Consider the following 21,727-nt stretch of genomic DNA (forward strand, 5'->3'; position numbering starts at 1 on the left):
GACAGGACGCAATTATGCAACTTAACGATCCAACCTTATTTCGCCAGCAGGCACTGATCGACGGCAACTGGCGTGACGCCAACAGCGGCGAGACCATCGCGGTGACCAACCCCGCCAATGGTCAGCAATTAGGTAGCGTACCGAAAATGGGGGCGGATGAAACCCGCGAAGCGATTAACGCCGCTAACCGCGCTCTGCCCGCCTGGCGTGCGCTGACCGCCAAAGAGCGGGCCAACATCCTGCGCCGCTGGTTCAACCTGATGATTGAGCATCAGGACGATCTCGCCCGTCTGATGACCCTGGAACAGGGTAAACCGCTGGCAGAAGCCAAAGGTGAAATCACCTATGCCGCTTCCTTTATTGAGTGGTTTGCCGAAGAGGGCAAACGTATCTATGGCGATACGATCCCCGGCCACCAGGCCGACAAACGCCTAATCGTCATCAAACAGCCGATCGGCGTTACCGCCGCGATTACGCCGTGGAACTTCCCCGCGGCGATGATTACCCGCAAAGCCGGTCCGGCGCTGGCGGCTGGTTGCACAATGGTGCTTAAACCGGCCAGCCAGACTCCCTACTCCGCACTGGCGCTGGCAGAGCTTGCCAATCGCGCCGGGATCCCGGCAGGCGTTTTCAGCGTGGTGACCGGTTCAGCGAGCGCGGTCGGCAACGAGCTAACTGGCAACCCGCTGGTACGCAAGCTGTCATTTACCGGCTCAACCGAAATTGGCCGTCAGTTAATGCAGCAGTGCGCCAAAGACATCAAAAAAGTGTCGCTGGAGCTGGGCGGCAATGCGCCGTTTATCGTCTTTGACGATGCCGATCTTGATAAAGCCGTGGAAGGCGCACTGGCATCAAAGTTCCGTAACGCAGGCCAAACCTGTGTCTGTGCCAACCGCCTGTACGTGCAGGACGGCGTGTATGACCGTTTTGCCGAAAAACTCCAGCAGGCAGTGAGCAAACTGCACCTCGGTGATGGTCTGCAACCTGACGTCACCACCGGGCCGCTGATCGACGAGAAAGCGGTAGCCAAAGTGCAGGAACACATCGCCGATGCTCTGGATAAAGGCGCGCGCATTATCGCGGGTGGCAAACCTCACGCACTCGGCGGCAACTTCTTCCAGCCCACCATTTTGGTGGATGTGCCTGACAACGCGAAGGTCGCCAAAGAAGAGACGTTCGGCCCGCTGGCTCCGCTGTTCCGGTTTAAGGACGAGGCTGACGTCATCGCTCAGGCTAATGACACTGAGTTTGGTCTGGCCGCCTATTTCTACGCCCGTGATTTGAGCCGCGTCTTTCGCGTTGGCGAAGCGCTGGAATACGGCATTGTCGGGATTAACACCGGCATTATCTCCAACGAAGTCGCCCCGTTTGGGGGAATCAAAGCCTCCGGTCTTGGCCGTGAAGGATCGAAATACGGCATCGAAGACTACTTAGAAATCAAATATATGTGCATCGGCCTTTAATAAAATAAATACTGGAGAACACCTGATGAGCACCAACAAAGAACTTATGCAACGTCGCAGCAACGCCGTTCCCCGTGGCGTAGGACAAATCCATCCTATTTTTGCCGAGCGTGCAGAAAACTGTCGAGTCTGGGACGTTGAAGGCCGTGAATTCCTCGATTTTGCTGGCGGTATTGCGGTGCTGAACACCGGCCACCTGCACCCGCAGATCGTCTCTGCGGTAGAAGCACAGTTGAAAAAGCTGTCCCATACCTGTTTCCAGGTGCTGGCCTATGAGCCGTACCTGGAGCTGTGCGAAATCATGAATAAGAAAGTGCCGGGCGATTTCGCCAAAAAAACCCTGCTGGTGACAACCGGCTCGGAAGCGGTGGAAAACGCGGTGAAAATCGCCCGCGCTGCCACCAAACGAACCGGCACTATCGCCTTCAGCGGCGCTTACCACGGTCGAACCCACTACACCCTGTCGCTGACCGGGAAAGTAAACCCGTACTCTGCCGGAATGGGGTTGATGCCGGGCCACGTGTATCGTGCGCTTTATCCTTGCCCGCTGCACGGCATCAGTGAAGACGATGCTATCGCCAGCATTCACCGTATCTTCAAAAATGATGCCGCTCCGGAAGACGTTGCCGCCATCGTGATTGAGCCCGTCCAGGGCGAAGGTGGTTTTTACGCCGCCTCTCCTGCTTTTATGCAACGTCTGCGCGCCATTTGTGACGAGCACGGCATCATGCTGATTGCCGATGAAGTACAGAGCGGCGCGGGCCGTACCGGTACGCTGTTCGCTATGGAGCAGATGGGCGTTGCGCCCGATCTCACCACCTTCGCCAAATCTATCGCCGGTGGCTTCCCGCTGGCGGGAGTGACCGGACGCGCCGAAGTCATGGACGCAATCCCACCGGGCGGTCTGGGCGGTACCTATGCCGGTAACCCGATTGCCTGTGCCGCCGCGCTGGCGGTACTGAATATTTTCGAACAGGAAAATCTGCTGCAAAAAGCCAACGACCTGGGGCAAACCCTGCGCGAAGGCCTGCTGGCTATCGCGGAAAGCCACCGCGAGATTGGCGATGTACGCGGGCTGGGAGCGATGATCGCAATCGAACTGTTTGAAGACGGCGATCACACGAAACCAGACGCCAAACTGACTGCGGAAATCGTCGCGCGTGCGCGCGATAAAGGGCTGATCCTGCTCTCCTGCGGACCTTACTACAACGTACTGCGCATTCTTGTCCCACTGACCATTGAAGATGCCCAAATCCGCCAGGGGCTGGACATTATCGCTCAGTGTTTTGCCGAAGCGAAGCAGGGTTAACACCGCATTCGACCAATAAAAAACGCAATCCTCAGGCCGGATAAGGCGGAGCCGCCATCCGGCAGACAGGGTCAATAACAATAAATACGCGTGCCCCGGCGCGGGAATGCCGGGGTGCTCTCCCAAGTGAAATACTTTCGAGAGGTTTAAAAGATGGGGCAAGTGTCACAATCACATGATTTAGGGGGCGGGCTGAAATCACGCCACGTCACCATGCTGTCTATTGCCGGGGTTATCGGCGCAAGTTTGTTTGTGGGTTCAAGCGTGGCGATTGCAGAAGCCGGTCCCGCAGTATTACTGGCCTATCTGTTCGCCGGATTGCTGGTGGTGATGATTATGCGCATGCTGGCCGAAATGGCCGTTGCCACCCCGGATACCGGTTCCTTTTCCACCTACGCCGATAAGGCCATCGGGCCGTGGGCGGGTTATACCATCGGCTGGCTGTACTGGTGGTTCTGGGTGTTGGTTATCCCGCTGGAAGCGAATATCGCCGCCATCATTCTGCACTCCTGGGTTCCAGGCATTCCTATCTGGCTGTTTTCTCTGGTTATCACGTTGGCATTAACCGGCAGTAATTTGCTGAGCGTCAAAAATTACGGTGAGTTCGAGTTCTGGCTGGCGCTGTGCAAAGTGATTGCCATTCTGGCGTTTATCACTCTCGGCGCGGTGGCGATTAGCGGTTTCTACCCCTATGCCGAGGTCAGCGGAGTTTCGCGCCTGTGGGATCAGGGCGGCTTCATGCCCAATGGCTTTGGCGCGGTGATCAGCGCGATGCTAATCACCATGTTCTCCTTTATGGGCGCAGAGATTGTTACCATCGCCGCCGCCGAGTCCGATACCCCGGATAAGCACATCGTCCGCGCCACCAACTCGGTTATCTGGCGTATCTCCATCTTCTATCTGTGCTCTATTTTCGTGGTCGTCGCGCTGATTCCGTGGAACATGCCGGGACTGAAAGAGGTGGGCTCTTACCGCTCGGTGCTGGAGTTACTGCATATCCCACACGCGAAGCTGATCATGGACTGTGTCATATTGCTCTCGGTAACCAGTTGTCTGAACTCCGCGCTGTATACGTCCTCGCGTATGCTTTACTCCCTGAGCCGTCGTGGCGATGCTCCCGCCTTTATGGGTAAAACGAACCGGAGTAAAACGCCTTATGTGGCGGTGTTGCTGTCTACGGGTGCCGCGTTCCTCACCGTGGTGGTCAACTATTACGCCCCGGCCAAGGTGTTCAAATTCCTGATCGACAGCTCCGGCGCCATCGCCCTGCTGGTTTATCTGGTGATTGCAATTTCCCAACTGCGGATGCGCAAAATCCTGCTGGCGCGAGGCGGTGAAATTAAACTGAAAATGTGGCTCTATCCGTGGCTTACCTGGCTGGTAATCGCCTTTATTATCTTTGTGCTGGTGGTGATGCTCTTTCGCCCGGCTCAACAGCTGGAAGTTATCTCTACCGGGTTGTTAGCCATAGGAATTATTTGCACCGTGCCTATTATGTCACGCTGGAAAAAACTGCTATCGTGGCAAAAAGCACCGTTGCAAAATACGCATTAAACCTTTTCCCGGCGCAGGCCGGGAAAACCGTTCAGGAGTAAGACCATGACCGCCATTCCCCAACCGACGGCCATTGATGGATACCGCTGGCTGAAAAACGACATCATCCGCGGTGTGTATCAGCCTGATGAAAAACTGCGTATGAGCCTGCTGACCTCACGCTATGAGCTTGGCGTGGGACCGCTACGCGAAGCGCTTTCGCAGTTGGTTGCCGAGCGGCTGGTCACGGTGGTCAATCAGAAAGGGTATCGTGTCGCCCCAATGTCCGAACAGGAGTTGCTCGATATTTTCGATGCCCGCGCAAATATGGAAGCCATGCTGGTCGCGCTGGCCATTGAACGCGGCGGCGACGCCTGGGAAGCTGAAATTCTGGCGCGGGCGCATATGCTCGGCAAGCTTGAAGCCGTTGACGCCAGTGAACAGATGCTCGACGAGTGGGATCAGCGCCATCAGGCTTTTCACTCGGCAATTGTCGCTGGCTGCGGTTCACAGTATCTGCTGCAAATGCGCGAACGGCTATTCGATTTGGCGGCGCGCTACCGGTTTATCTGGCTGCGAAAAACGGTGCTGTCGGTGGAGATGTTGGAAGATAAACACGATCAGCACCAAACGCTGACCGAAGCAATTCTGGCACGCGATGCCGCACGTGCCAGCGAATTAATGCGCCAGCACCTGCTGACGCCCATTCCGATTATTCAACAAGCGATGTCCGGCAAATTGCTGACGCAATAAGCCTGAACTTTCTTATTGTTCTGGAATACGCAAAACCTGCCCTGGATAAATTTTATCCGGGCTTTTCAGCATCGGTTTATTCGCTTCAAATATCTGGTTATACAGGTTGGCGTTACCGTATACCTGTTTGGCAATAGCGCTCAGGGTATCTCCTGATTTTACGGTATAAAACTGGCTTTCACTCGCCGGCGCAGAAGTTTTTACCTGATCGTCGACGCTGGCAATACCAGAGATATTACCAATCGCAATCAGGATTTTTTCTTTCGCTTCCTGACTTAATCCATCGCCAGAAACGGTGGCTTTACCTTCGTTAATTTGGACGTTCACTTTATCCGCATCCGGGATGCCCGTTTTGTTCAGGTGTTCCTGTACCTTTTTTGCCAGATCGGCAGTGTCATGGTTGCCAGTAACCGCATCCCACAGTTTTTCACCCGCATCTTTTACAAAATTAAAGAGTCCCATATCCACCTCGGTAGTTAACAATCAACACCAGGAAGTGTAGCAGAGGAGAAAGAAGCGAAAAGAAAACGGCGCCAGAGCGCCGTAGTAGAAAGGTAATTAGTTACGCGTTTGTATCCAGAAGGCGTGGATCAGACCCGGGATGTAGCCCAGCAGCGTCAGAACAATATTGAGGATAAATGCCCAGCCGAACCCCTTCCCCAGCAGCACGCCAAGCGGGGGCAGAATAATAGTAAAAACGATTCTCCAGAAACCCATACACACTCCATACAAGCAAAAAGTTACTCATTGTTTAAAAAGAGATTTTATCTCTAAGCATAGTCAGTGTACCTAACTCTGCCAGCCTTCCCCTGCTGTTTTACCCTCCTTTACGCTCTTTACGCTGGCGTACGTTGACCGTTTATTTTAGAATAAGCTTAATTTAGAACATGCTTAAATACATATGACTGAACTTGAACAACTCCAGGCCAGCGCTGAGCAGGCTGCCGCCCTGCTAAAAGCGATGAGTAACCCGAAAAGGTTGCTGATTTTGTGCATGCTCTGCGGCTCACCCGGTACCAGCGCGGGCGAATTAGCCCGTGTTACCGGCCTGAGTCCTTCCGCCACTTCGCAGCATCTGGCGCGTATGCGTGAAGAGGGCCTGATAGACAGCCAACGCGATGCCCAGCGCATCCTGTACTCCATCAAAAATGCGGCCGTGAATTCACTGATCGCCACATTAAAAACACTGTATTGCCCATAAGGAGCCATCATGACCATTGGGACGATTTCCCCGCGCGAGGCGCAGACGCTGGTCGCACAAGGCGCAAAACTGATTGATATCCGCGATGCTGACGAGTATCTGTACGAGCATATTCCGGAGGCGCATCTGGCGCCATTACCTACGCTAGAGCAGGGATCGCTGCCTGCGAATTTACGCGCCGGGCAGGTGATTTTTCACTGCCAGTCAGGCAAACGTACACAAAACGCGGCGACAAAACTGAACGCTATTGCCGCGCCTGCGCAGGTCTGGTTGTTGGAAGGTGGCATTGACGGCTGGAAAGCCGCAGGTTTTCCGGTGGCAAAAGATCGTTCACAACCGTTACCGCTGATGCGCCAGGTGCAGATAGCCGCAGGCAGCCTTGCCTTACTCGGCGTCATTCTGGGCTACACCGTTAGCAGCGCCTTCTTCCTGCTGAGCGGTTTTGTGGGCGCCGGGCTAATACTCGCTGGCGTGACCGGCTTTTGCGGCATGGCGCGATTGCTGGATATCATGCCCTGGAACCGACGTACTCATTAAGCGGTAATCATTGAAACTGCGCTGTACCCGCTGATTGACGTGATCTATGGTGAGTTCTGCGATAAATAAAGGAGAGCAATATGTTTAAACCTGGCGATCTGGTTCAACCACGCATGGGTGGACCTAAACTGAAAGTTGTCGAAGTCAATGGCGATCACATTGTGGCGGTACACGCCAGTAATGAAAGCGGCGAAAAATTCACGCTAAAAGCAGCTGACGTGACGCGATATACCGAAGAGGGTGATTTTGGCGTTTGCTGAAAATAAGCGGTGAGGTCGCCCTCACCGCATTAATAATCAGATCAAAAAGTCATCAAGAGATTTACCGGCAGCCAGTGCCTGGGCAATTGGCTTCGGTGTGCGACCCTGTCCGGTCCATGTTTTTGTTTCACCATTGAGATCGGTAAAACGATATTTCGCCGGGCGCGGCTGACGTTTTTTAACTGAACCTGCCGTCGCAGGCGTCATGCTCAGTAGCTCTTCCGGATTGATCCCGTCTGCCTGCATCATCGCCAGCAAAGTATTAATTTTTTCCTGCTGTTCTGCACGTTGGCGCTGTAGTTGTTCTTCTTCATCACGGCGTTCTTTGGTCACTACCCTGAATTTTTCAAGCATATCTTCCAGCACATCAACGGAAAATTCACGAGCCATTGCACGCAGCGAGCGGATATTATTTAAGTTTTTTAACATTGAACTCATATTAACAAAACCTCTTTAACGTAAAACATAAAAACGGTATTACCCTAAATATTGTATGCAACTGCTTATTATATTTCCAGTCTAATTTATTCGCATATTACTAATCAAAAAAGCTAATTCGTGTATTTATAGCATCCATTTTGACATCGCCTATGCGATATATTCTATTCCTCTGCTAGTCGCTATAAATATACCTGCAAGGAGTCTCAGGGTATCAGTCGAGAAACAGGCCACAACATCGCGCGGAGCCGGTGCGTATACATATTGCACATTAGTCAACATTGAGAAAAGGAGCGCAAAAAATTCAGAAAAACAAATTTCCATAACCCATTGATCTAAAATGCCTTTAATTAAATCAGCAACGAAAATACCAAAACGAACAAAAAACAAACCATTGCAGAGCATTTTATCGACAAAAAGGTAATAAATAAAAATTTTAAGCTAGTTGCTAGTTATTATCCAGGCAGATATCCTATTCAAACGCGAAAGCAGCAAGACAAATCACTAGCAAGAAGGTATTCAAAACCTTTTTTTCCCTTTTTACAAGGAGCATTAACATGTTCTCTCCGCAGTCACGCTTGCGTCATGCAGTAGCAGACACGTTCGCGATGGTTGTTTATTGTTCTGTCGTGAACATGTTGATCGAAATATTCCTTTCAGGAATGAGCTTCGAACAGTCTCTGTACTCCAGACTGGTGGCTATCCCCGTCAACATACTGATCGCGTGGCCATACGGCATGTATCGCGATTTGTTTATGCGCGCGGCGCGTAAAGCCACGCAAGCAGGATGGGGGAAAAACCTGGCGGACGTGCTGGCTTATGTCACCTTCCAGTCACCAGTGTATGTGATTATTCTATTGACGGTTGGCGCAGACTGGCACCAGATTACGGCTGCAGTAAGTTCGAACATCGTGGTATCAATGCTGATGGGCGCGGTCTATGGCTACTTTCTTGATTATTGCCGCCGCCTGTTTAAGGTCAGCAGCTATCACCAGGCTAAAGCCTGACAGATCTCTTCGCGACTGGCCCTGCCAGTCGCATTATTAGTTTGAACTAACGTCGCCAAACAACCCACTCAGATAACGCTCAAGCGCAATTCGCGAACTGAAGCCGTGCGGAATACCATAATGTTCGTGAGTCTCTCCGGCTAAATATAGCGGGAATTGCTGGTAGTGATCGCAGGTTTTAATATCCGTCGCAGGTTCCGCCAGCGAAGAGCTGCGCTCTTTTAGCGTGGGATGGATAACTAATGCGGTACGTCCCATACGTGCTTCACGGTTAACGTACACATAATTTTCGCCACGACGATAGCCGTACGTTTTTTGCGTCACTACATCGACGGTAAAGCCCACTTTTTCAAGTACGCGCGCCACCTCATCAGGTCGTAAATACATATATTTTCCTCGTTATCTTTTTTACTGCGGGCTTACCTTACCTGATTCAGCATTAGCAACGCTTTCAGAAAAGTCCATAAACGAGTGGCGATGGTGGGACTAATATCTTAAGAACCGCGCAGAATTATGTCAGCGACATCCGCAGTTGATACGCCGCCTGCTGCGCCATTTCCACCGAGCTGATGTTGGTAAACGACAGCAATATTCCCCCCTTTCCTGCTGAAGTTATTCGCCAGCGGCTTAACGCCTGAACCGCCAGCCCGGCCTGATTCGCTTTGCGCACTAGCGCAACATCATCTCCGTCGACAGTTATCACCAGCTGAATCCCTCCTTCCTGAGGAATGACGTTAAATCCTTGTTCGCTCAGCGCGTTTTCCATCCATTGACGTCGCAGGGCATAATTCTGGCGCATACGTTTTAAGTGCCGCCAGAAGTGGCCATCTTGCATAAAATCCGCCAGCGTTTGCTGCCATAAAACCGGAACGCTACAGGCCGTTAGCGCCGCCTGCTGACGAAAATGTTCGACCTGAGTCAGGGGTACCACCAGCCATGCCGTGCGCAAAGCCGGAAACATCGATTTGCTGAACGTTCCGGCATAAATCACCCGCTGGGGCGCATCCAGACTTTTTAGCGGCGGCAACGGTTTACCGTGGTAGCGAAATTCACTGTCGTAATCATCTTCAATGATCCACGCCTGCGCCCGAGTCGCCCATTCAAGCAGTTGGTGGCGACGGTCTAATGACAGGGCGACGCCCAGCGGACTTTGGTGTGCGGGTGTGAGCAGCACAAAACGCGCCTGCGGGTAGTCACGGATCCCAGCACAGACATCCAGACCATCGGCATCAACCGACACCGGCATCAGCTCAATGCGCTCCTGAGCCACCACGGGGTGAATCAACGGAAAGCCAGGATCTTCGACCCACATCCCCTCACCGGGTTGAGACAGAGCGCGCAGGATTAACGTCATTGATGCCGCGTAACCTGAAGTAATAAAAATCTGCTCCGGCTGGCACTCAATACTGCGTGAGACGCGCAGGTAATCGACAATCGCCTGACGTAAAACCCGTTCGCCGCAAATATCGCCCACGGCCAGGTCAAAACGCGTTTGGGTGCGTAAACGCCGCCCCATCACCCGCGCCCAGACATCCCGCGGGAAGAGATCGAGTGCGGGTAATCCCATCTGAAAAGGCTGCGGCCTGGGGTTTTCTCCGGCGAAGATAGCGGGAGACACAGGTGCGTTTTCCGGTCGCAGTTGCTCACTGACAAATGTTCCTGCCTGCCCGCGTCGCGCGAGCCAGCCCTGCGCCACCAGATCTGCATAGGCATTTTCCACCGTCGAACGTGATACCCCCAGCTCCTGGGCCCAGGTCCGACTGGAGGGCAATCTTGTGCCTGGTTTTAGTTCACCTTTCTCAATGGCGTTTTTTAACTGACGGGCGATTTGCTGATAGCGTGGCATTTATGGTCTGCTTTTTTGGCAACAATATGGCTCTCTGTAGCAGTCCATTATAGTGCTACATTGCGGGTCATCCAAACGAGGAGAAATACCATGACAATGTTACGCCAGCCCTATTATGAACTCAGTCCTGAAATCTATAACGCTTTGGTTCAGGCCAGCAAAGCGCTGGAAAACTGCGCGCTGGAACCTACGCTGACGGAACTGATTTACCTGCGAGTCTCGCAAATCAACGGCTGCGCCTTTTGCCTGGAAATGCACAGTAAGGCGCTGCGCAAATCCGGTGTTGCGCAGGCCAAACTGGACGCGCTGGCAGGCTGGCGGGTGAGTCATCACTTCAGCGAGCAGGAGCGTGCAGCGCTGGCGTGGGCCGAATCCGTCACCCATATAGCCAGCACCCATGCCGAAGATGACGTTTATCTGCCGCTGCTCAACCATTTTAGCGCGAAAGAGATTAGCGATCTGACGTTTGCTATTAGCCTGATGAACTGCTTTAACCGTCTGGCGGTAGGGATGCGCATGTGATTCTGCGCTGCCGGATGGCGACATAAACGCCATCCGGCAACCTGCCATAGTTTCTATCACTTCCTCCGTCACGCTCATCACCCATGCCCTCATCAATCTAAAATTACCATATCTTGTATGGTTGAATCTTTTTAAAACTACATCTAGTATCTCCTCTATCAAGACACACACAACCTGACGCCCTCTATCGCGTCATTCTTTTACTTTTAGATGGAAATACGAATCATGCGCATTGTTATTTACACTCGTAACAACTGTGTTCAGTGCCACGCCACTAAGCGGGCGATGGAAAGCCGCGGGTTTGACTTTGAGATGGTAAACGTCGATTTACACCCCGATATGGCTGATCGCCTGCGCGATCAAGGCTTTCGTCAGTTACCGGTCGTGGTCGCAGGGGAAACCAGTTGGTCAGGATTTCGCCCGGACATGATCAACCGTCTGCGCCCGGCTCCTCAAGTGGCCAGCGCATGAGTCAGCTCGTCTACTTTTCCAGCAGCTCCGAAAATACGCACCGCTTCATGCAGCGTCTGGGGCTGCCTGCCATCCGCATTCCGCTTAACGAACGCGAGCGGATCCGGGTAGACGAACCTTACATTTTAATCGTGCCCTCCTACGGTGGCGGCGGTACAGCTGGCGCGGTCCCGAGACAGGTGATCCGCTTTTTAAACGATACGCACAACCGGGCGTTAATCCGTGGAGTGATCGCCTCCGGCAATCGCAATTTCGGGGATGCCTACGGTCGCGCGGGTGATGTCATCTCACAAAAATGCGGCGTGCCGTGGCTCTATCGCTTTGAGCTGATGGGCACCCAAAGCGATATCGACAACGTGCAAAAAGGAGTGAGCGAATTTTGGCAACGACAACCGCAGAACGTGTAGAACAGCAGACGCTGGATTATCACGCCCTGAACGCCATGCTGAATCTGTACGATAAGGCCGGGCGCATTCAGTTCGACAAAGACCATCAGGCGGTGGAGGCATTCTTTACCGCCCACGTCCGCCCCAACTCGGTGGCGTTTGCCAGCCAGCAGGCGCGTCTGGACACGTTGGTGGATGAAGGCTATTACGATGCCAGCGTGTTAGCCCGCTATGATCGCGCGTTTGTGCTGAAGCTATTCGCCCACGCCCACGCCAGCGGATTCCGTTTCCAGACGTTCCTCGGCGCATGGAAGTTCTACACCAGCTATACGCTGAAAACGTTCGACGGGAAGCGCTATCTCGAAGACTTTGAGGATCGCGTAACGATGGTGGCGCTCACGCTGGCGCAGGGCGATGAAGCGCTCGCTCTGCAACTGACCGATGAAATACTCTCCGGGCGTTTTCAACCCGCCACGCCAACCTTTTTAAACTGCGGTAAACAGCAACGCGGCGAGCTGGTTTCCTGCTTCCTGTTACGCATTGAAGACAACATGGAGTCAATTGGACGGGCGGTCAACTCGGCGCTGCAACTCTCCAAACGCGGCGGCGGCGTGGCATTTTTGCTCTCTAACCTGCGTGAGGCAGGTGCCCCCATTAAGCGCATTGAGAACCAGTCCTCTGGGGTGATCCCGGTAATGAAAATGCTGGAGGATGCGTTTTCTTATGCGAATCAATTAGGGGCGCGTCAGGGTGCAGGCGCGGTGTATCTGCACGCGCATCATCCGGATATTTTGCGTTTTCTCGATACCAAACGTGAAAACGCCGACGAGAAAATCCGTATCAAAACGCTCTCGCTTGGTGTGGTGATCCCGGATGTCACCTTCCAGTTAGCCAAAGAAAATGCCCAAATGGCGCTGTTTTCACCGTATGACGTGGAACGCATTTACGGCAAACCATTCGGTGATATCGCCGTAACTGAACGGTATGACGAACTGGTTGCCGACAAACGAGTGCGCAAAAAATACATTAACGCCCGCGATTTCTTCCAGCGGCTGGCCGAGATCCAGTTCGAGTCCGGCTACCCTTACATCATGTTTGAAGACACGGTGAATCGCGCTAATCCAATTGCCGGTCGTATCAATATGAGCAACCTGTGCTCAGAGATTTTGCAGGTTAACAGCGCTTCCACCTACGATGAAAACCTCAATTACGCACAAACAGGGCACGATATCTCCTGCAACCTCGGCTCGTTGAATATCGCTCATACCATGGATTCTCCAGACTTTGGGCGGACCGTGGAAACGGCGGTTCGCGGTTTAACGGCCGTTTCGGACATGAGCCATATCCGCAGTGTACCCTCAATTGAGGCCGGGAACAGCGCATCGCACGCTATCGGTCTTGGGCAGATGAACCTGCACGGGTATCTGGCACGGGAAGGTATCGCCTACGGCTCACCTGAAGGGCTGGATTTCACCAATCTCTATTTCTACACCATCACCTGGCATGCGCTGAATACGTCGATGAAGCTCGCCCGGGAACGCGGCAAAACCTTTGCCGGATTCAGGCAGTCCCGCTACGCCAGCGGTGAGTATTTTAACCAGTATCTGCAGGGCGACTGGCAGCCAAAAACCGCCAAGGTTCGCACACTGTTTGCCGCCAGCGGCATTACGCTGCCAACGCGTGAAATGTGGTCGCAGTTGCGTGAAGATGTCATGCGCTACGGCATTTATAACCAGAATTTACAAGCGGTTCCGCCAACGGGTTCTATCTCCTACATCAACCATGCGACATCAAGCATTCACCCGATCGTGTCAAAAGTGGAGATTCGCAAAGAGGGCAAAACCGGGCGCGTTTACTACCCTGCCCCGTTTATGACCAATGAGAATCTGGCCTTGTATCAGGATGCCTACGAGATTGGTCCACAAAAAATCATTGATACCTACGCTGAAGCAACGCGGCATGTCGATCAGGGGCTTTCACTGACGCTCTTTTTCCCCGATACCGCCACCACTCGCGATATCAACAAAGCGCAAATTTACGCCTGGCGTAAAGGCATCAAATCGCTGTATTACATCCGACTACGCCAGTTGGCGCTGGAAGGAACCGAAATCGAAGGTTGCGTGTCATGCGCGCTGTAAGGAGGACAACATGACATTATCCCGCGTGAGTGCCATCAACTGGAACAAGATTGAGGATGATAAAGATCTCGAGGTTTGGAATCGCCTGACCAGTAACTTCTGGTTACCGGAAAAGGTCCCGCTCTCCAACGATATCCCGGCCTGGCAAACGTTGAACGCCGCCGAACAGCAGCTGACTATCCGCGTTTTTACCGGGCTGACGCTGCTCGACACCATTCAGAACATAGCCGGTGCGCCAGCATTGATGGCCGATTCGTTAACGCCGCATGAAGAGGCGGTGCTATCGAATATCAGCTTTATGGAAGCGGTGCACGCCCGTTCGTACAGCTCAATTTTCTCCACTCTTTGCCAGACCAAAGACGTGGATGCGGCTTACGCGTGGAGTGAAGAAAATACCCCACTCCAGCGCAAGGCGCAGATCGTTTTGACACATTACGCCAGCGACGAACCGTTGAAGAAAAAAATTGCCAGCGTGTTTCTGGAATCCTTCCTGTTCTATTCCGGCTTCTGGTTGCCAATGTATTTCTCCAGCCGCGGAAAACTGACCAATACCGCCGATCTCATTCGTCTGATCATTCGTGATGAAGCCGTTCACGGGTATTACATTGGTTATAAATATCAAAAAGGTCTGGAGCACATTTCTGAATCCGCACGCGAGGAGTTAAAGAATTTTGCCCTCGATCTGCTGATGGAATTGTATGATAACGAAGCGCGTTATACGGAAGAATTGTATGCAGAAACCGGCTGGGTGGATGACGTCAAAGCCTTCCTTTGCTACAACGCCAATAAGGCATTAATGAATTTGGGATATGAGGCATTATTCCCGCCAGAAATGGCGGAGGTTAACCCGGCAATCCTTGCCGCGCTGTCGCCCAACGCTGACGAAAACCACGATTTCTTCTCGGGTTCCGGCTCATCATACGTGATGGGAAAAGCTGTCGAAACCGAAGACGACGACTGGAATTTCTAGCACTCATTTCCGCGGGAAATACCGTACATTTTTCGCGGAAATATTTTAACAGGATCACACTTTTGTCGTGCAAATATAATTGTGTGATCTACACTCAATATCAGACGCATTATTCGCCTGCATTTCAGCAATTCAGGCGACTTTTCATTGCCATTTACAAAAAATATTACCCCATTCACATTCGCGCTCAGCCCTTATATCACGGGAAGTCCCGCCACATGGCCTTCGGCAATATTCGTGCCACAAACAAATTCAGGGTTGTCTCAGATTCTCAGTATGTTAGGGTAGAAAAAGGTCACTATTTCCATCAGGTAATATATCGATATAAACAAATAACAGGAATCATTCTATTGCATGGCAATTAAATTAGAAGTTAAAAATCTCTATAAGATATTTGGAGAGCATCCGCAGAGAGCTTTCAAATATATTGAAAAAGGACTTTCAAAAGAGCAGATTCTGGATAAAACAGGGCTATCGCTTGGCGTTAAGAACGCCAGTCTGGCCATTGAAGAAGGCGAGATATTTGTCATCATGGGATTATCCGGTTCGGGTAAATCCACAATGGTACGCCTTCTCAATCGCCTGATTGAACCCACCCGCGGGCAAGTATTGATTGACGGCGTAGACATCGCCCGGATATCCGATGCTGAGCTTCGCGAGGTGCGCAGAAAAAAGATTGCGATGGTTTTCCAGTCCTTTGCCCTGATGCCGCACATGACGGTCCTGGACAATACGGCATTCGGCATGGAATTAGCCGGTGTTGGCGCGGATGAACGTCGTGAAAAAGCGTTAGATGCGCTGCGTCAGGTTGGTCTGGAGAATTATGCTCACGGATACCCGGATGAACTTTCCGGAGGGATGCGCCAGCGTGTGGGCCTCGCCCGTGCATTAGCCATAAACCCTGACATCTTATTAATGGATGAGGCCTTTTCTGCCCTCGATCCGTTAATTCGTACCGAGATGCAGGATGAACTGGTAAAACTACAGGCGAAACATCAACGTACCGTGGTCTTTATTTCCCACGATCTCGACGAAGCTATGCGTATTGGCGACAGAATTGCCATTATGCAAAACGGTGAAGTGGTCCAGGTCGGCACGCCAGATGAAATCCTGAATAATCCGGCCAATGATTATGTACGCACCTTCTTCCGCGGCGTTGATATTAGCCAGGTCTTTAGTGCCAAAGATATTTCGCGTCGTAGCCCTGAAGGTTTAATTCGTAAAACGCCCGGGGTCGGTCCACGTTCAGCGCTGCAATTATTGCAGGACAAAGATCGCGAATATGGTTACGTGATCGAGCGCGGCAATAAATTCGTCGGCGTTGTCTCTATCGACTCTTTAAAAACAGCATTAAGTCAGGCGCAAGGTATTGAAGCGGCATTGATCGATGAGCCGCTAGCCGTGGATGCACAAACTCCTCTCAGCGAGTTGCTTTCTCATGTCGGCCAGGCCCCGTGCGCGGTGCCGGTTGTTGATGAGGAACAGCAGTATGTGGGCATCATTTCAAAACGCATGCTGTTACAGGCTTTAGATCGTGAGGGGGCAAACAATGGCTGATCAAACCAATCCGTGGGATACCACACCAGCGGCCGACAGTGCCGCACAAACCGCCGATGCCTGGAGTACGCCATCAGGCGCGCCAGCTGACGGCGGTGGCGCAGACTGGCTGACCAGCGCACCCGCGCCGGCGCCAGAGCATTTCAATATTATGGATCCGTTCCATAAAACGCTGATCCCGCTGGATAGCTGGGTCACAGAAGGGATCGACTGGGTCGTTACCCATTTCCGTCCGGTCTTCCAGGGCATTCGAGTCCCGGTGGATTATATTCTCAACGGCTTCCAGCAGCTTCTGTTGGGTATGCCAGCCCCGGTGGCGATTATCCTGTTCGCTCTGATTGCCTGGCAGATTTCCGGCGTTGGAATGGGCGTTGCTACGCTGATTTCATTGATTGCAATCGGGGCCATCGGCGCGTGGTCGCAGGCCATGATCACCCTGGCGCTGGTACTAACCGCGCTGCTGTTCTGCGTGGTGATCGGTCTACCGATGGGGATCTGGTTGGCGCGCAGTCCACGGGCGGCAAAAATTGTTCGTCCGCTGCTGGACGCCATGCAAACCACACCGGCGTTCGTCTATCTGGTGCCGATCGTCATGCTGTTTGGTATCGGCAACGTCCCGGGCGTGGTGGTGACGATTATCTTCGCCCTGCCGCCAATCGTGCGTCTGACCATTCTGGGGATTAACCAGGTGCCAGCCGACTTGATTGAAGCCTCGCGCTCATTTGGCGCCAGCCCGCGTCAGATGCTGTTTAAAGTCCAGCTCCCGCTGGCGATGCCTACCATTATGGCCGGGGTCAACCAGACGCTGATGCTGGCGCTCTCAATGGTCGTCATCGCGTCGATGATCGCCGTCGGCGGACTGGGTCAGATGGTTCTGCGCGGAATCGGTCGTCTGGATATGGGGCTTGCCACCGTCGGCGGGGTTGGGATCGTGATCCTCGCCATCATTCTCGACCGTCTGACGCAGGCTGTCGGTCGCGACGCCCGTAGCCGTGGCAACCGTCGCTGGTACACCACCGGTCCAGTTGGGCTTATCACTCGCCCATTCACGAAGTAATTCACCCGCTGCCCGGTGGCGTATTGCTTACCGGGCCTATACGTCCCTCCAATAATTAAGGAACAACGATGCGACAGAACGTCATTATTGCCACAGCGTTTGCCACCCTTGTCTCCACCAGCACTTTCGCTGCCGATCTGCCAGGCAAAGGCATCACTGTACAGCCAATCCAGAGCACTATCTCTGAAGAATCCTTCCAGACGCAACTGGTCGCCCGTGCGCTGGAGAAACTGGGTTATACCGTTAACAAAACAAGCGAAGTTGACTACAACGTCGGCTATACCTCCATTGCCTCTGGCGATGCAACTTTTACCGCTGTGAACTGGCAGCCGCTGCATGATGATATGTATGCCGCAGCGGGCGGAGACAAAAAGTTCTATCGCGAGGGGGTATTCGTTACGGGTGCCGCGCAAGGTTATCTGATCGATAAAAAAACCGCTGAGCAGTATAAAATCACCAACATTGCCCAGTTAAAAGATCCGAAGATCGCCAAAATCTTTGACACCAACGGCGACGGAAAAGCAGACATGATGGGCTGCTCGCCGGGCTGGGGCTGCGAAGCGGTGATCAACCACCAGAACAAAGCCTTCGATCTGGAAAAAACCGTCGAGGTCAGCCACGGTAACTATGCGGCGATGATGGCTGACACTATTACCCGCTTTAAAGAAGGCAAACCCATTCTTTACTACACCTGGACACCGTACTGGGTGAGCGACGTAATGAAACCGGGTAAAGATGTGGTCTGGCTGCAGGTACCGTTCTCTTCCCTGCCAGGCGAGCAGAAAGACATTGATACCAAGCTGCCAAACGGCGCCAACTACGGCTTCCCGGTGAACACTATGCATATCGTCGCCAACAAAGCCTGGGCGGAGAAAAACCCGGCTGCGGCGAAACTGTTTGCCGTCATGAAGCTGCCGCTGGCGGATATCAACGCGCAGAACGCGATGATGCACGACGGGAAAGCATCTGAAGCCGACGTGCAGGGTCACGTTGACGGCTGGATCAAAGCCCACCAGCAACAGTTTGATGGCTGGGTGAAAGAAGCGCTGGCTGCGCAGAAATAACCCCCTCGTAGGCCTGATAAGCGTAGCGCCATCACACCAATGCCGGATGGTGGCGCGATGCGCCTTATCCGGCCTACACGCCTTCCTCCCAACCGCACAATCCATCACCCAACAAATCAGCAACATTTAATCACTTACGTTATGATTGTTTTCTGCAACCCATTTTTCAGTTGAAAACCATGACGAAAACCACTCAGGGACTTAGCCCTTCGCTGATCCTGTTAATGTCTATCGCCACCGGCCTCGCCGTCGCCAGTAACTATTACGCGCAGCCGCTGCTCGACACTATCGCACGTAACTTTTCGCTATCGGCCAGCACCGCTGGCTTTATCGTCACCGCGGCCCAGCTCGGCTATGCCGCCGGCCTGCTATTTTTAGTACCGCTTGGCGATATGTTTGAACGTCGGATGCTGATCGTCTCCATGACGCTGTTAGCGGCAGGCGGCATGCTTATTACCGCCAGTAGCCAGTCGCTGGGCATGCTGATCCTCGGCACCGCCCTGACCGGGTTGTTCTCGGTAGTGGCACAGATTCTGGTTCCGCTGGCGGCGACGCTTGCCACGCCGGATAAGCGCGGTAAAGTTGTCGGCACCATTATGAGCGGCCTGCTGCTGGGTATCCTGCTGGCGCGCACCGTGGCGGGATTACTGGCCAATCTTGGCGGCTGGCGCACCGTATTTTGGGTCGCATCGATATTAATGGCGCTGATGGCGATTGCGCTGTGGCGCGGTCTGCCGAAGATGAAATCAGATACTCATCTCAACTATCCGCAACTGTTAGGCTCCGTATTCAGCCTGTTTATCCATGATAAATTGCTGCGTACCCGCGCGATGTTGGGCTGCCTGACCTTTGCCAATTTCAGTATTCTCTGGACCTCTATGGCGTTTTTGCTCGCCGCGCCGCCGTTTAACTACTCCGAAGGAACGATCGGGCTGTTTGGCCTGGCAGGGGCCGCAGGGGCGTTAGGCGCGCGTCCGGCAGGTGGTTTTGCCGATAAGGGAAAATCACATCTCACCACGACCACAGGTCTGTTATTACTGCTGCTCTCCTGGTGGGCTATCTGGTTAGGGCATAGTTCCGTGCCAATGCTGATTATCGGTATCCTGGTCCTGGACCTCACCGTTCAGGGTGTACATATCACCAACCAGACGGTTATCTATCGCATTCATCCGGACGCGCGTAATCGCCTGACCGCCGGATACATGACCAGCTATTTTATTGGCGGGGCGGCAGGTTCGCTGATTTCGGCCTCCGCCTGGCAGCATGCCGGTTGGGCTGGCGTTTGTCTGGCCGGTACGACCGTTGCCCTACTCAACCTGTTGGTCTGGTGGCGAGGATATCACCGTCAGGAAGCCGTAAATTAAGCATATAGCGTATGTTTACCGCTGATTGGGCTCCGCAGGGTGTTAAGGAGCCCATCAGTCTGCTAAGGTTATAACTCATTGAACCAAGTTATATTAATTTCGGTAATGAAACCTATAACCCTATGGAAAGCCCGATATCCCAGTCTGAACCCAGTTCTGCGACGCTAACTGAAGGATTCAAAGACAGCCTGCCAATAGTCATCAGCTATATTCCGGTCGCTTTTGCATTTGGTCTCAATGCCACTCGCCTTGGCTTTACTCCGGTTGAAAGCGTGTTTTTCTCCTGCATTATCTATGCGGGAGCCAGCCAGTTTGTCATCACCACAATGCTCGCCGCAGGCAGTTCTTTGTGGGTCGCCGCACTGACCGTCATGGCCATGGATGTACGCCATGTTTTGTACGGACCTTCCCTGCGTAGCCGAATCGCCCAGCGACTGAGTAAACCCAAAAGCGCGCTGTGGGCCTTTGGCCTCACCGATGAAGTCTTTGCCGCCGCCACGGCGAAGCTGGTACGGGATAACCGGCGCTGGAGTGAAAACTGGATGATCGGCATTGCGCTATGCTCCTGGGCCTCCTGGGTGTTTGGCACGGTGATCGGCGCGTTTTCCGGTAGTGGTTTACTCAAGGATTACCCGGCAGTTGAAGCGGCGTTGGGCTTCATGCTCCCGGCGCTGTTCATGAGCTTCCTGCTCGCCTCTTTCCAGCGTCAACAAGCACTTTGTGTAACTGCAGCACTGGCCGGCGCGCTGGCTGGCGTCATGCTGTTTTCCATTCCTGCCGCCATCCTTGCAGGCATTGTCTGCGGATGTCTGACGGCTCTTATCCAGTCATTTTGGCAGGGAGGTCCCGATGAGCTATGAGGTCTTGTTGCTTGGCCTGCTGGTCGGCTGCGTTAACTACTGTTTTCGTTATTTGCCGCTCCGTCTTGGAGTGGGCAATGTTCGCCCGACGAAGCGCGGCGCGACGGGCATATTACTCGACACCATTGGCATTGCATCAATTTGCGCCCTGTTGGTGGTGTCTACCGCGCCAGAAGTGATGCACGATTCTCGTCGGTTCGTGCCTACGCTGGTGGGGTTTGTCATACTGGGCGCAAGCTTCTATAAGACCCGCAGCATCATCATTCCAACCTTACTGAGTGCTCTGGGCTATGGATTAGCCTGGAAAATGCTGATTGTCTTATAGATAAAAACAATCATTTTAAATAAATAATACATTTACTTTATTTGTCACTGTCGTTACTATATCGGCTGAAATTAATGAGGTTATACCCAAATGGATAGTTCGTTTACGCCCATTGAACAAATGCTAAAATTTCGCGCCAGCCGCTACGAAGAGTTCCCTTATCAGGAAGTGCTTCTGACTCGTCTATGCATGCACATGCAGGGCAAGCTGCTGGAAAACCGCAATAAGATGCTGAAAGCTCAAGGGATTAACGAGACATTGTTTATGGCGTTGATTACGCTGGAGTCTCAGGAAAACCACAGTATTCAGCCTTCTGAACTGAGTTGCGCGCTTGGCTCGTCACGCACTAACGCAACCCGCATTGCGGATGAGTTAGAAAAACGTGGCTGGATCGAACGTCGCGAAAGCGATAACGATCGCCGCTGTCTGCATCTGCAATTGACCGAGAAAGGCCACGCATTTTTGCAAGAGGTGTTACCGCCTCAGCATAACTGCCTGCATCAGCTTTGGTCATCTCTCAGCACCACCGAAAAAGATCAGCTTGAGCAAATTACCCGTAAACTTCTGACCCGTCTTGACCAGATGGAACAGGATGGCGCGGTATTAGAAGCGTTGCGCTAACGCGCCGACTCGCTCAGAAATCCAGATTTATAAATGAAAAAACCG

At 52.9% G+C, this 21,727-nt stretch carries 25 protein-coding genes; 20 read left to right on the forward strand and 5 right to left on the reverse strand.

Annotated elements, in window-relative coordinates:
- The first annotated feature begins 14 nt into the window (after positions 1 to 14).
- The 4 genes from gabD to csiR all read left to right on the forward strand — a co-directional run bounded on the left by gabD (position 15) and on the right by csiR (position 5,058).
- Positions 15 to 1,463: an NADP-dependent succinate-semialdehyde dehydrogenase gene (gene gabD / locus OGV75_RS04160; RefSeq protein WP_016154134.1), complete on the forward strand. Its 1,449-nt coding sequence runs from the start codon at positions 15 to 17 to the stop codon at positions 1,461 to 1,463.
- 25 nt (positions 1,464 to 1,488) lie between these two features.
- A complete protein-coding gene (gabT, locus tag OGV75_RS04165) occupies positions 1,489 to 2,772 on the forward strand; it encodes a 4-aminobutyrate--2-oxoglutarate transaminase (protein ID WP_019077521.1) in 1,284 nt (427 codons plus the stop codon).
- Between the two features lie 153 nt (positions 2,773 to 2,925).
- Positions 2,926 to 4,326 carry a GABA permease gene (gabP, locus tag OGV75_RS04170; protein ID WP_016154136.1) on the forward strand — a complete coding sequence of 467 codons (1,401 nt, stop codon included), beginning with the start codon at positions 2,926 to 2,928 and terminating at the stop codon, positions 4,324 to 4,326.
- A gap of 45 nt (positions 4,327 to 4,371) precedes the next feature.
- Positions 4,372 to 5,058, forward strand: coding sequence for a DNA-binding transcriptional regulator CsiR (csiR, locus tag OGV75_RS04175; protein WP_047358821.1), 687 nt, complete (start codon positions 4,372 to 4,374; stop codon positions 5,056 to 5,058).
- 12 nt (positions 5,059 to 5,070) lie between these two features.
- On the opposite strand, the gene lysM is transcribed toward csiR, so the two are convergent.
- Together lysM and OGV75_RS04185 are read right to left on the reverse strand one after the other, a co-directional pair.
- On the reverse strand, positions 5,071 to 5,520 hold the full coding sequence (lysM, locus tag OGV75_RS04180; protein WP_016154138.1) for a peptidoglycan-binding protein LysM: 450 nt from the start codon (positions 5,518 to 5,520) through the stop codon (positions 5,071 to 5,073).
- Positions 5,521 to 5,616: 96 nt separating this feature from the next.
- Entirely contained in the window at positions 5,617 to 5,775 is a 159-nt protein-coding gene (locus tag OGV75_RS04185; RefSeq protein WP_003037242.1) for a YqaE/Pmp3 family membrane protein, read from the reverse strand.
- A 184-nt stretch (positions 5,776 to 5,959) separates the two neighbouring features.
- Here OGV75_RS04185 and OGV75_RS04190 point away from each other — a divergent pair, with 184 nt between their 5' ends.
- The 3 genes from OGV75_RS04190 (at position 5,960) to OGV75_RS04200 (ending at position 7,056) form a co-directional block, all read left to right on the forward strand.
- Positions 5,960 to 6,259 carry an ArsR/SmtB family transcription factor gene (locus OGV75_RS04190; protein ID WP_016154139.1) on the forward strand — a complete coding sequence of 100 codons (300 nt, stop codon included), beginning with the start codon at positions 5,960 to 5,962 and terminating at the stop codon, positions 6,257 to 6,259.
- A 9-nt stretch (positions 6,260 to 6,268) separates the two neighbouring features.
- Positions 6,269 to 6,796, forward strand: a complete 528-nt coding sequence (locus OGV75_RS04195; protein WP_016154140.1) for a rhodanese family protein — start codon at positions 6,269 to 6,271, stop codon at positions 6,794 to 6,796.
- A gap of 80 nt (positions 6,797 to 6,876) precedes the next feature.
- On the forward strand, positions 6,877 to 7,056 hold the full coding sequence (locus tag OGV75_RS04200) for a GDFGVC terminal motif YodC-like protein (RefSeq protein ID WP_016154141.1): 180 nt from the start codon (positions 6,877 to 6,879) through the stop codon (positions 7,054 to 7,056).
- A 36-nt stretch (positions 7,057 to 7,092) separates the two neighbouring features.
- On the opposite strand, the gene stpA is transcribed toward OGV75_RS04200, so the two are convergent.
- A complete protein-coding gene (gene stpA / locus OGV75_RS04205) occupies positions 7,093 to 7,494 on the reverse strand; it encodes a DNA-binding protein StpA (RefSeq protein ID WP_053389460.1) in 402 nt (133 codons plus the stop codon).
- A gap of 557 nt (positions 7,495 to 8,051) precedes the next feature.
- Here stpA and alaE point away from each other — a divergent pair.
- Complete coding sequence (gene alaE, locus OGV75_RS04210) at positions 8,052 to 8,501, forward strand: L-alanine exporter AlaE (protein WP_016154144.1); 450 nt, start codon at positions 8,052 to 8,054, stop codon at positions 8,499 to 8,501.
- A gap of 36 nt (positions 8,502 to 8,537) precedes the next feature.
- On the opposite strand, the gene OGV75_RS04215 is transcribed toward alaE, so the two are convergent.
- Together OGV75_RS04215 and pdxR are read right to left on the reverse strand one after the other, a co-directional pair.
- Positions 8,538 to 8,888: a DUF2002 family protein gene (locus OGV75_RS04215; RefSeq protein WP_016154145.1), complete on the reverse strand. Its 351-nt coding sequence runs from the start codon at positions 8,886 to 8,888 to the stop codon at positions 8,538 to 8,540.
- Between the two features lie 124 nt (positions 8,889 to 9,012).
- Positions 9,013 to 10,347 carry a MocR-like pyridoxine biosynthesis transcription factor PdxR gene (pdxR, locus tag OGV75_RS04220; RefSeq protein ID WP_286480382.1) on the reverse strand — a complete coding sequence of 445 codons (1,335 nt, stop codon included), beginning with the start codon at positions 10,345 to 10,347 and terminating at the stop codon, positions 9,013 to 9,015.
- Between the two features lie 90 nt (positions 10,348 to 10,437).
- Between pdxR and OGV75_RS04225 the strand changes: the two genes are divergently transcribed.
- The 12 genes from OGV75_RS04225 (at position 10,438) to emrR (ending at position 21,682) form a co-directional block, all read left to right on the forward strand.
- Positions 10,438 to 10,869 carry a carboxymuconolactone decarboxylase family protein gene (locus tag OGV75_RS04225; RefSeq protein ID WP_131346641.1) on the forward strand — a complete coding sequence of 144 codons (432 nt, stop codon included), beginning with the start codon at positions 10,438 to 10,440 and terminating at the stop codon, positions 10,867 to 10,869.
- A 225-nt stretch (positions 10,870 to 11,094) separates the two neighbouring features.
- Positions 11,095 to 11,340: a glutaredoxin-like protein NrdH gene (gene nrdH, locus OGV75_RS04230; RefSeq protein WP_016157297.1), complete on the forward strand. Its 246-nt coding sequence runs from the start codon at positions 11,095 to 11,097 to the stop codon at positions 11,338 to 11,340.
- On the forward strand, positions 11,337 to 11,747 hold the full coding sequence (nrdI, locus tag OGV75_RS04235; protein WP_016157298.1) for a class Ib ribonucleoside-diphosphate reductase assembly flavoprotein NrdI: 411 nt from the start codon (positions 11,337 to 11,339) through the stop codon (positions 11,745 to 11,747). Before nrdH ends, nrdI begins: the two co-directional genes overlap by 4 nt.
- Entirely contained in the window at positions 11,720 to 13,864 is a 2,145-nt protein-coding gene (gene nrdE, locus OGV75_RS04240; protein WP_286480383.1) for a class 1b ribonucleoside-diphosphate reductase subunit alpha, read from the forward strand. The genes nrdI and nrdE overlap by 28 nt, the downstream gene beginning before the upstream one ends.
- Before the next feature lie 10 nt (positions 13,865 to 13,874).
- Positions 13,875 to 14,834 carry a class 1b ribonucleoside-diphosphate reductase subunit beta gene (gene nrdF, locus OGV75_RS04245; RefSeq protein WP_019077528.1) on the forward strand — a complete coding sequence of 320 codons (960 nt, stop codon included), beginning with the start codon at positions 13,875 to 13,877 and terminating at the stop codon, positions 14,832 to 14,834.
- Positions 14,835 to 15,188: 354 nt separating this feature from the next.
- Positions 15,189 to 16,391, forward strand: coding sequence for a glycine betaine/L-proline ABC transporter ATP-binding protein ProV (proV, locus tag OGV75_RS04250; protein WP_016157301.1), 1,203 nt, complete (start codon positions 15,189 to 15,191; stop codon positions 16,389 to 16,391).
- Complete coding sequence (gene proW, locus OGV75_RS04255) at positions 16,384 to 17,448, forward strand: glycine betaine/L-proline ABC transporter permease ProW (RefSeq protein ID WP_016157302.1); 1,065 nt, start codon at positions 16,384 to 16,386, stop codon at positions 17,446 to 17,448. The genes proV and proW overlap by 8 nt, the downstream gene beginning before the upstream one ends.
- Before the next feature lie 68 nt (positions 17,449 to 17,516).
- Complete coding sequence (gene proX / locus OGV75_RS04260) at positions 17,517 to 18,512, forward strand: glycine betaine/L-proline ABC transporter substrate-binding protein ProX (protein ID WP_016154154.1); 996 nt, start codon at positions 17,517 to 17,519, stop codon at positions 18,510 to 18,512.
- Between the two features lie 179 nt (positions 18,513 to 18,691).
- Positions 18,692 to 19,876, forward strand: a complete 1,185-nt coding sequence (locus OGV75_RS04265) for an MFS transporter (RefSeq protein WP_047358817.1) — start codon at positions 18,692 to 18,694, stop codon at positions 19,874 to 19,876.
- 122 nt (positions 19,877 to 19,998) lie between these two features.
- Positions 19,999 to 20,736 (forward strand): AzlC family ABC transporter permease, encoded by a 738-nt coding sequence (locus OGV75_RS04270; protein ID WP_019077531.1) that lies wholly within the window; start codon positions 19,999 to 20,001, stop codon positions 20,734 to 20,736.
- Complete coding sequence (gene ygaH, locus OGV75_RS04275; protein WP_016154157.1) at positions 20,726 to 21,061, forward strand: L-valine transporter subunit YgaH; 336 nt, start codon at positions 20,726 to 20,728, stop codon at positions 21,059 to 21,061. The genes OGV75_RS04270 and ygaH overlap by 11 nt, the downstream gene beginning before the upstream one ends.
- 90 nt (positions 21,062 to 21,151) lie before the next feature.
- On the forward strand, positions 21,152 to 21,682 hold the full coding sequence (emrR, locus tag OGV75_RS04280; protein ID WP_003037300.1) for a multidrug efflux transporter EmrAB transcriptional repressor EmrR: 531 nt from the start codon (positions 21,152 to 21,154) through the stop codon (positions 21,680 to 21,682).
- Positions 21,683 to 21,727 lie beyond the last annotated feature (45 nt).

The sequence above is a fragment of the Citrobacter sp. Cb028 genome, from assembly GCF_030336705.1.
Taxonomy (GTDB): domain Bacteria; phylum Pseudomonadota; class Gammaproteobacteria; order Enterobacterales; family Enterobacteriaceae; genus Citrobacter; species Citrobacter braakii.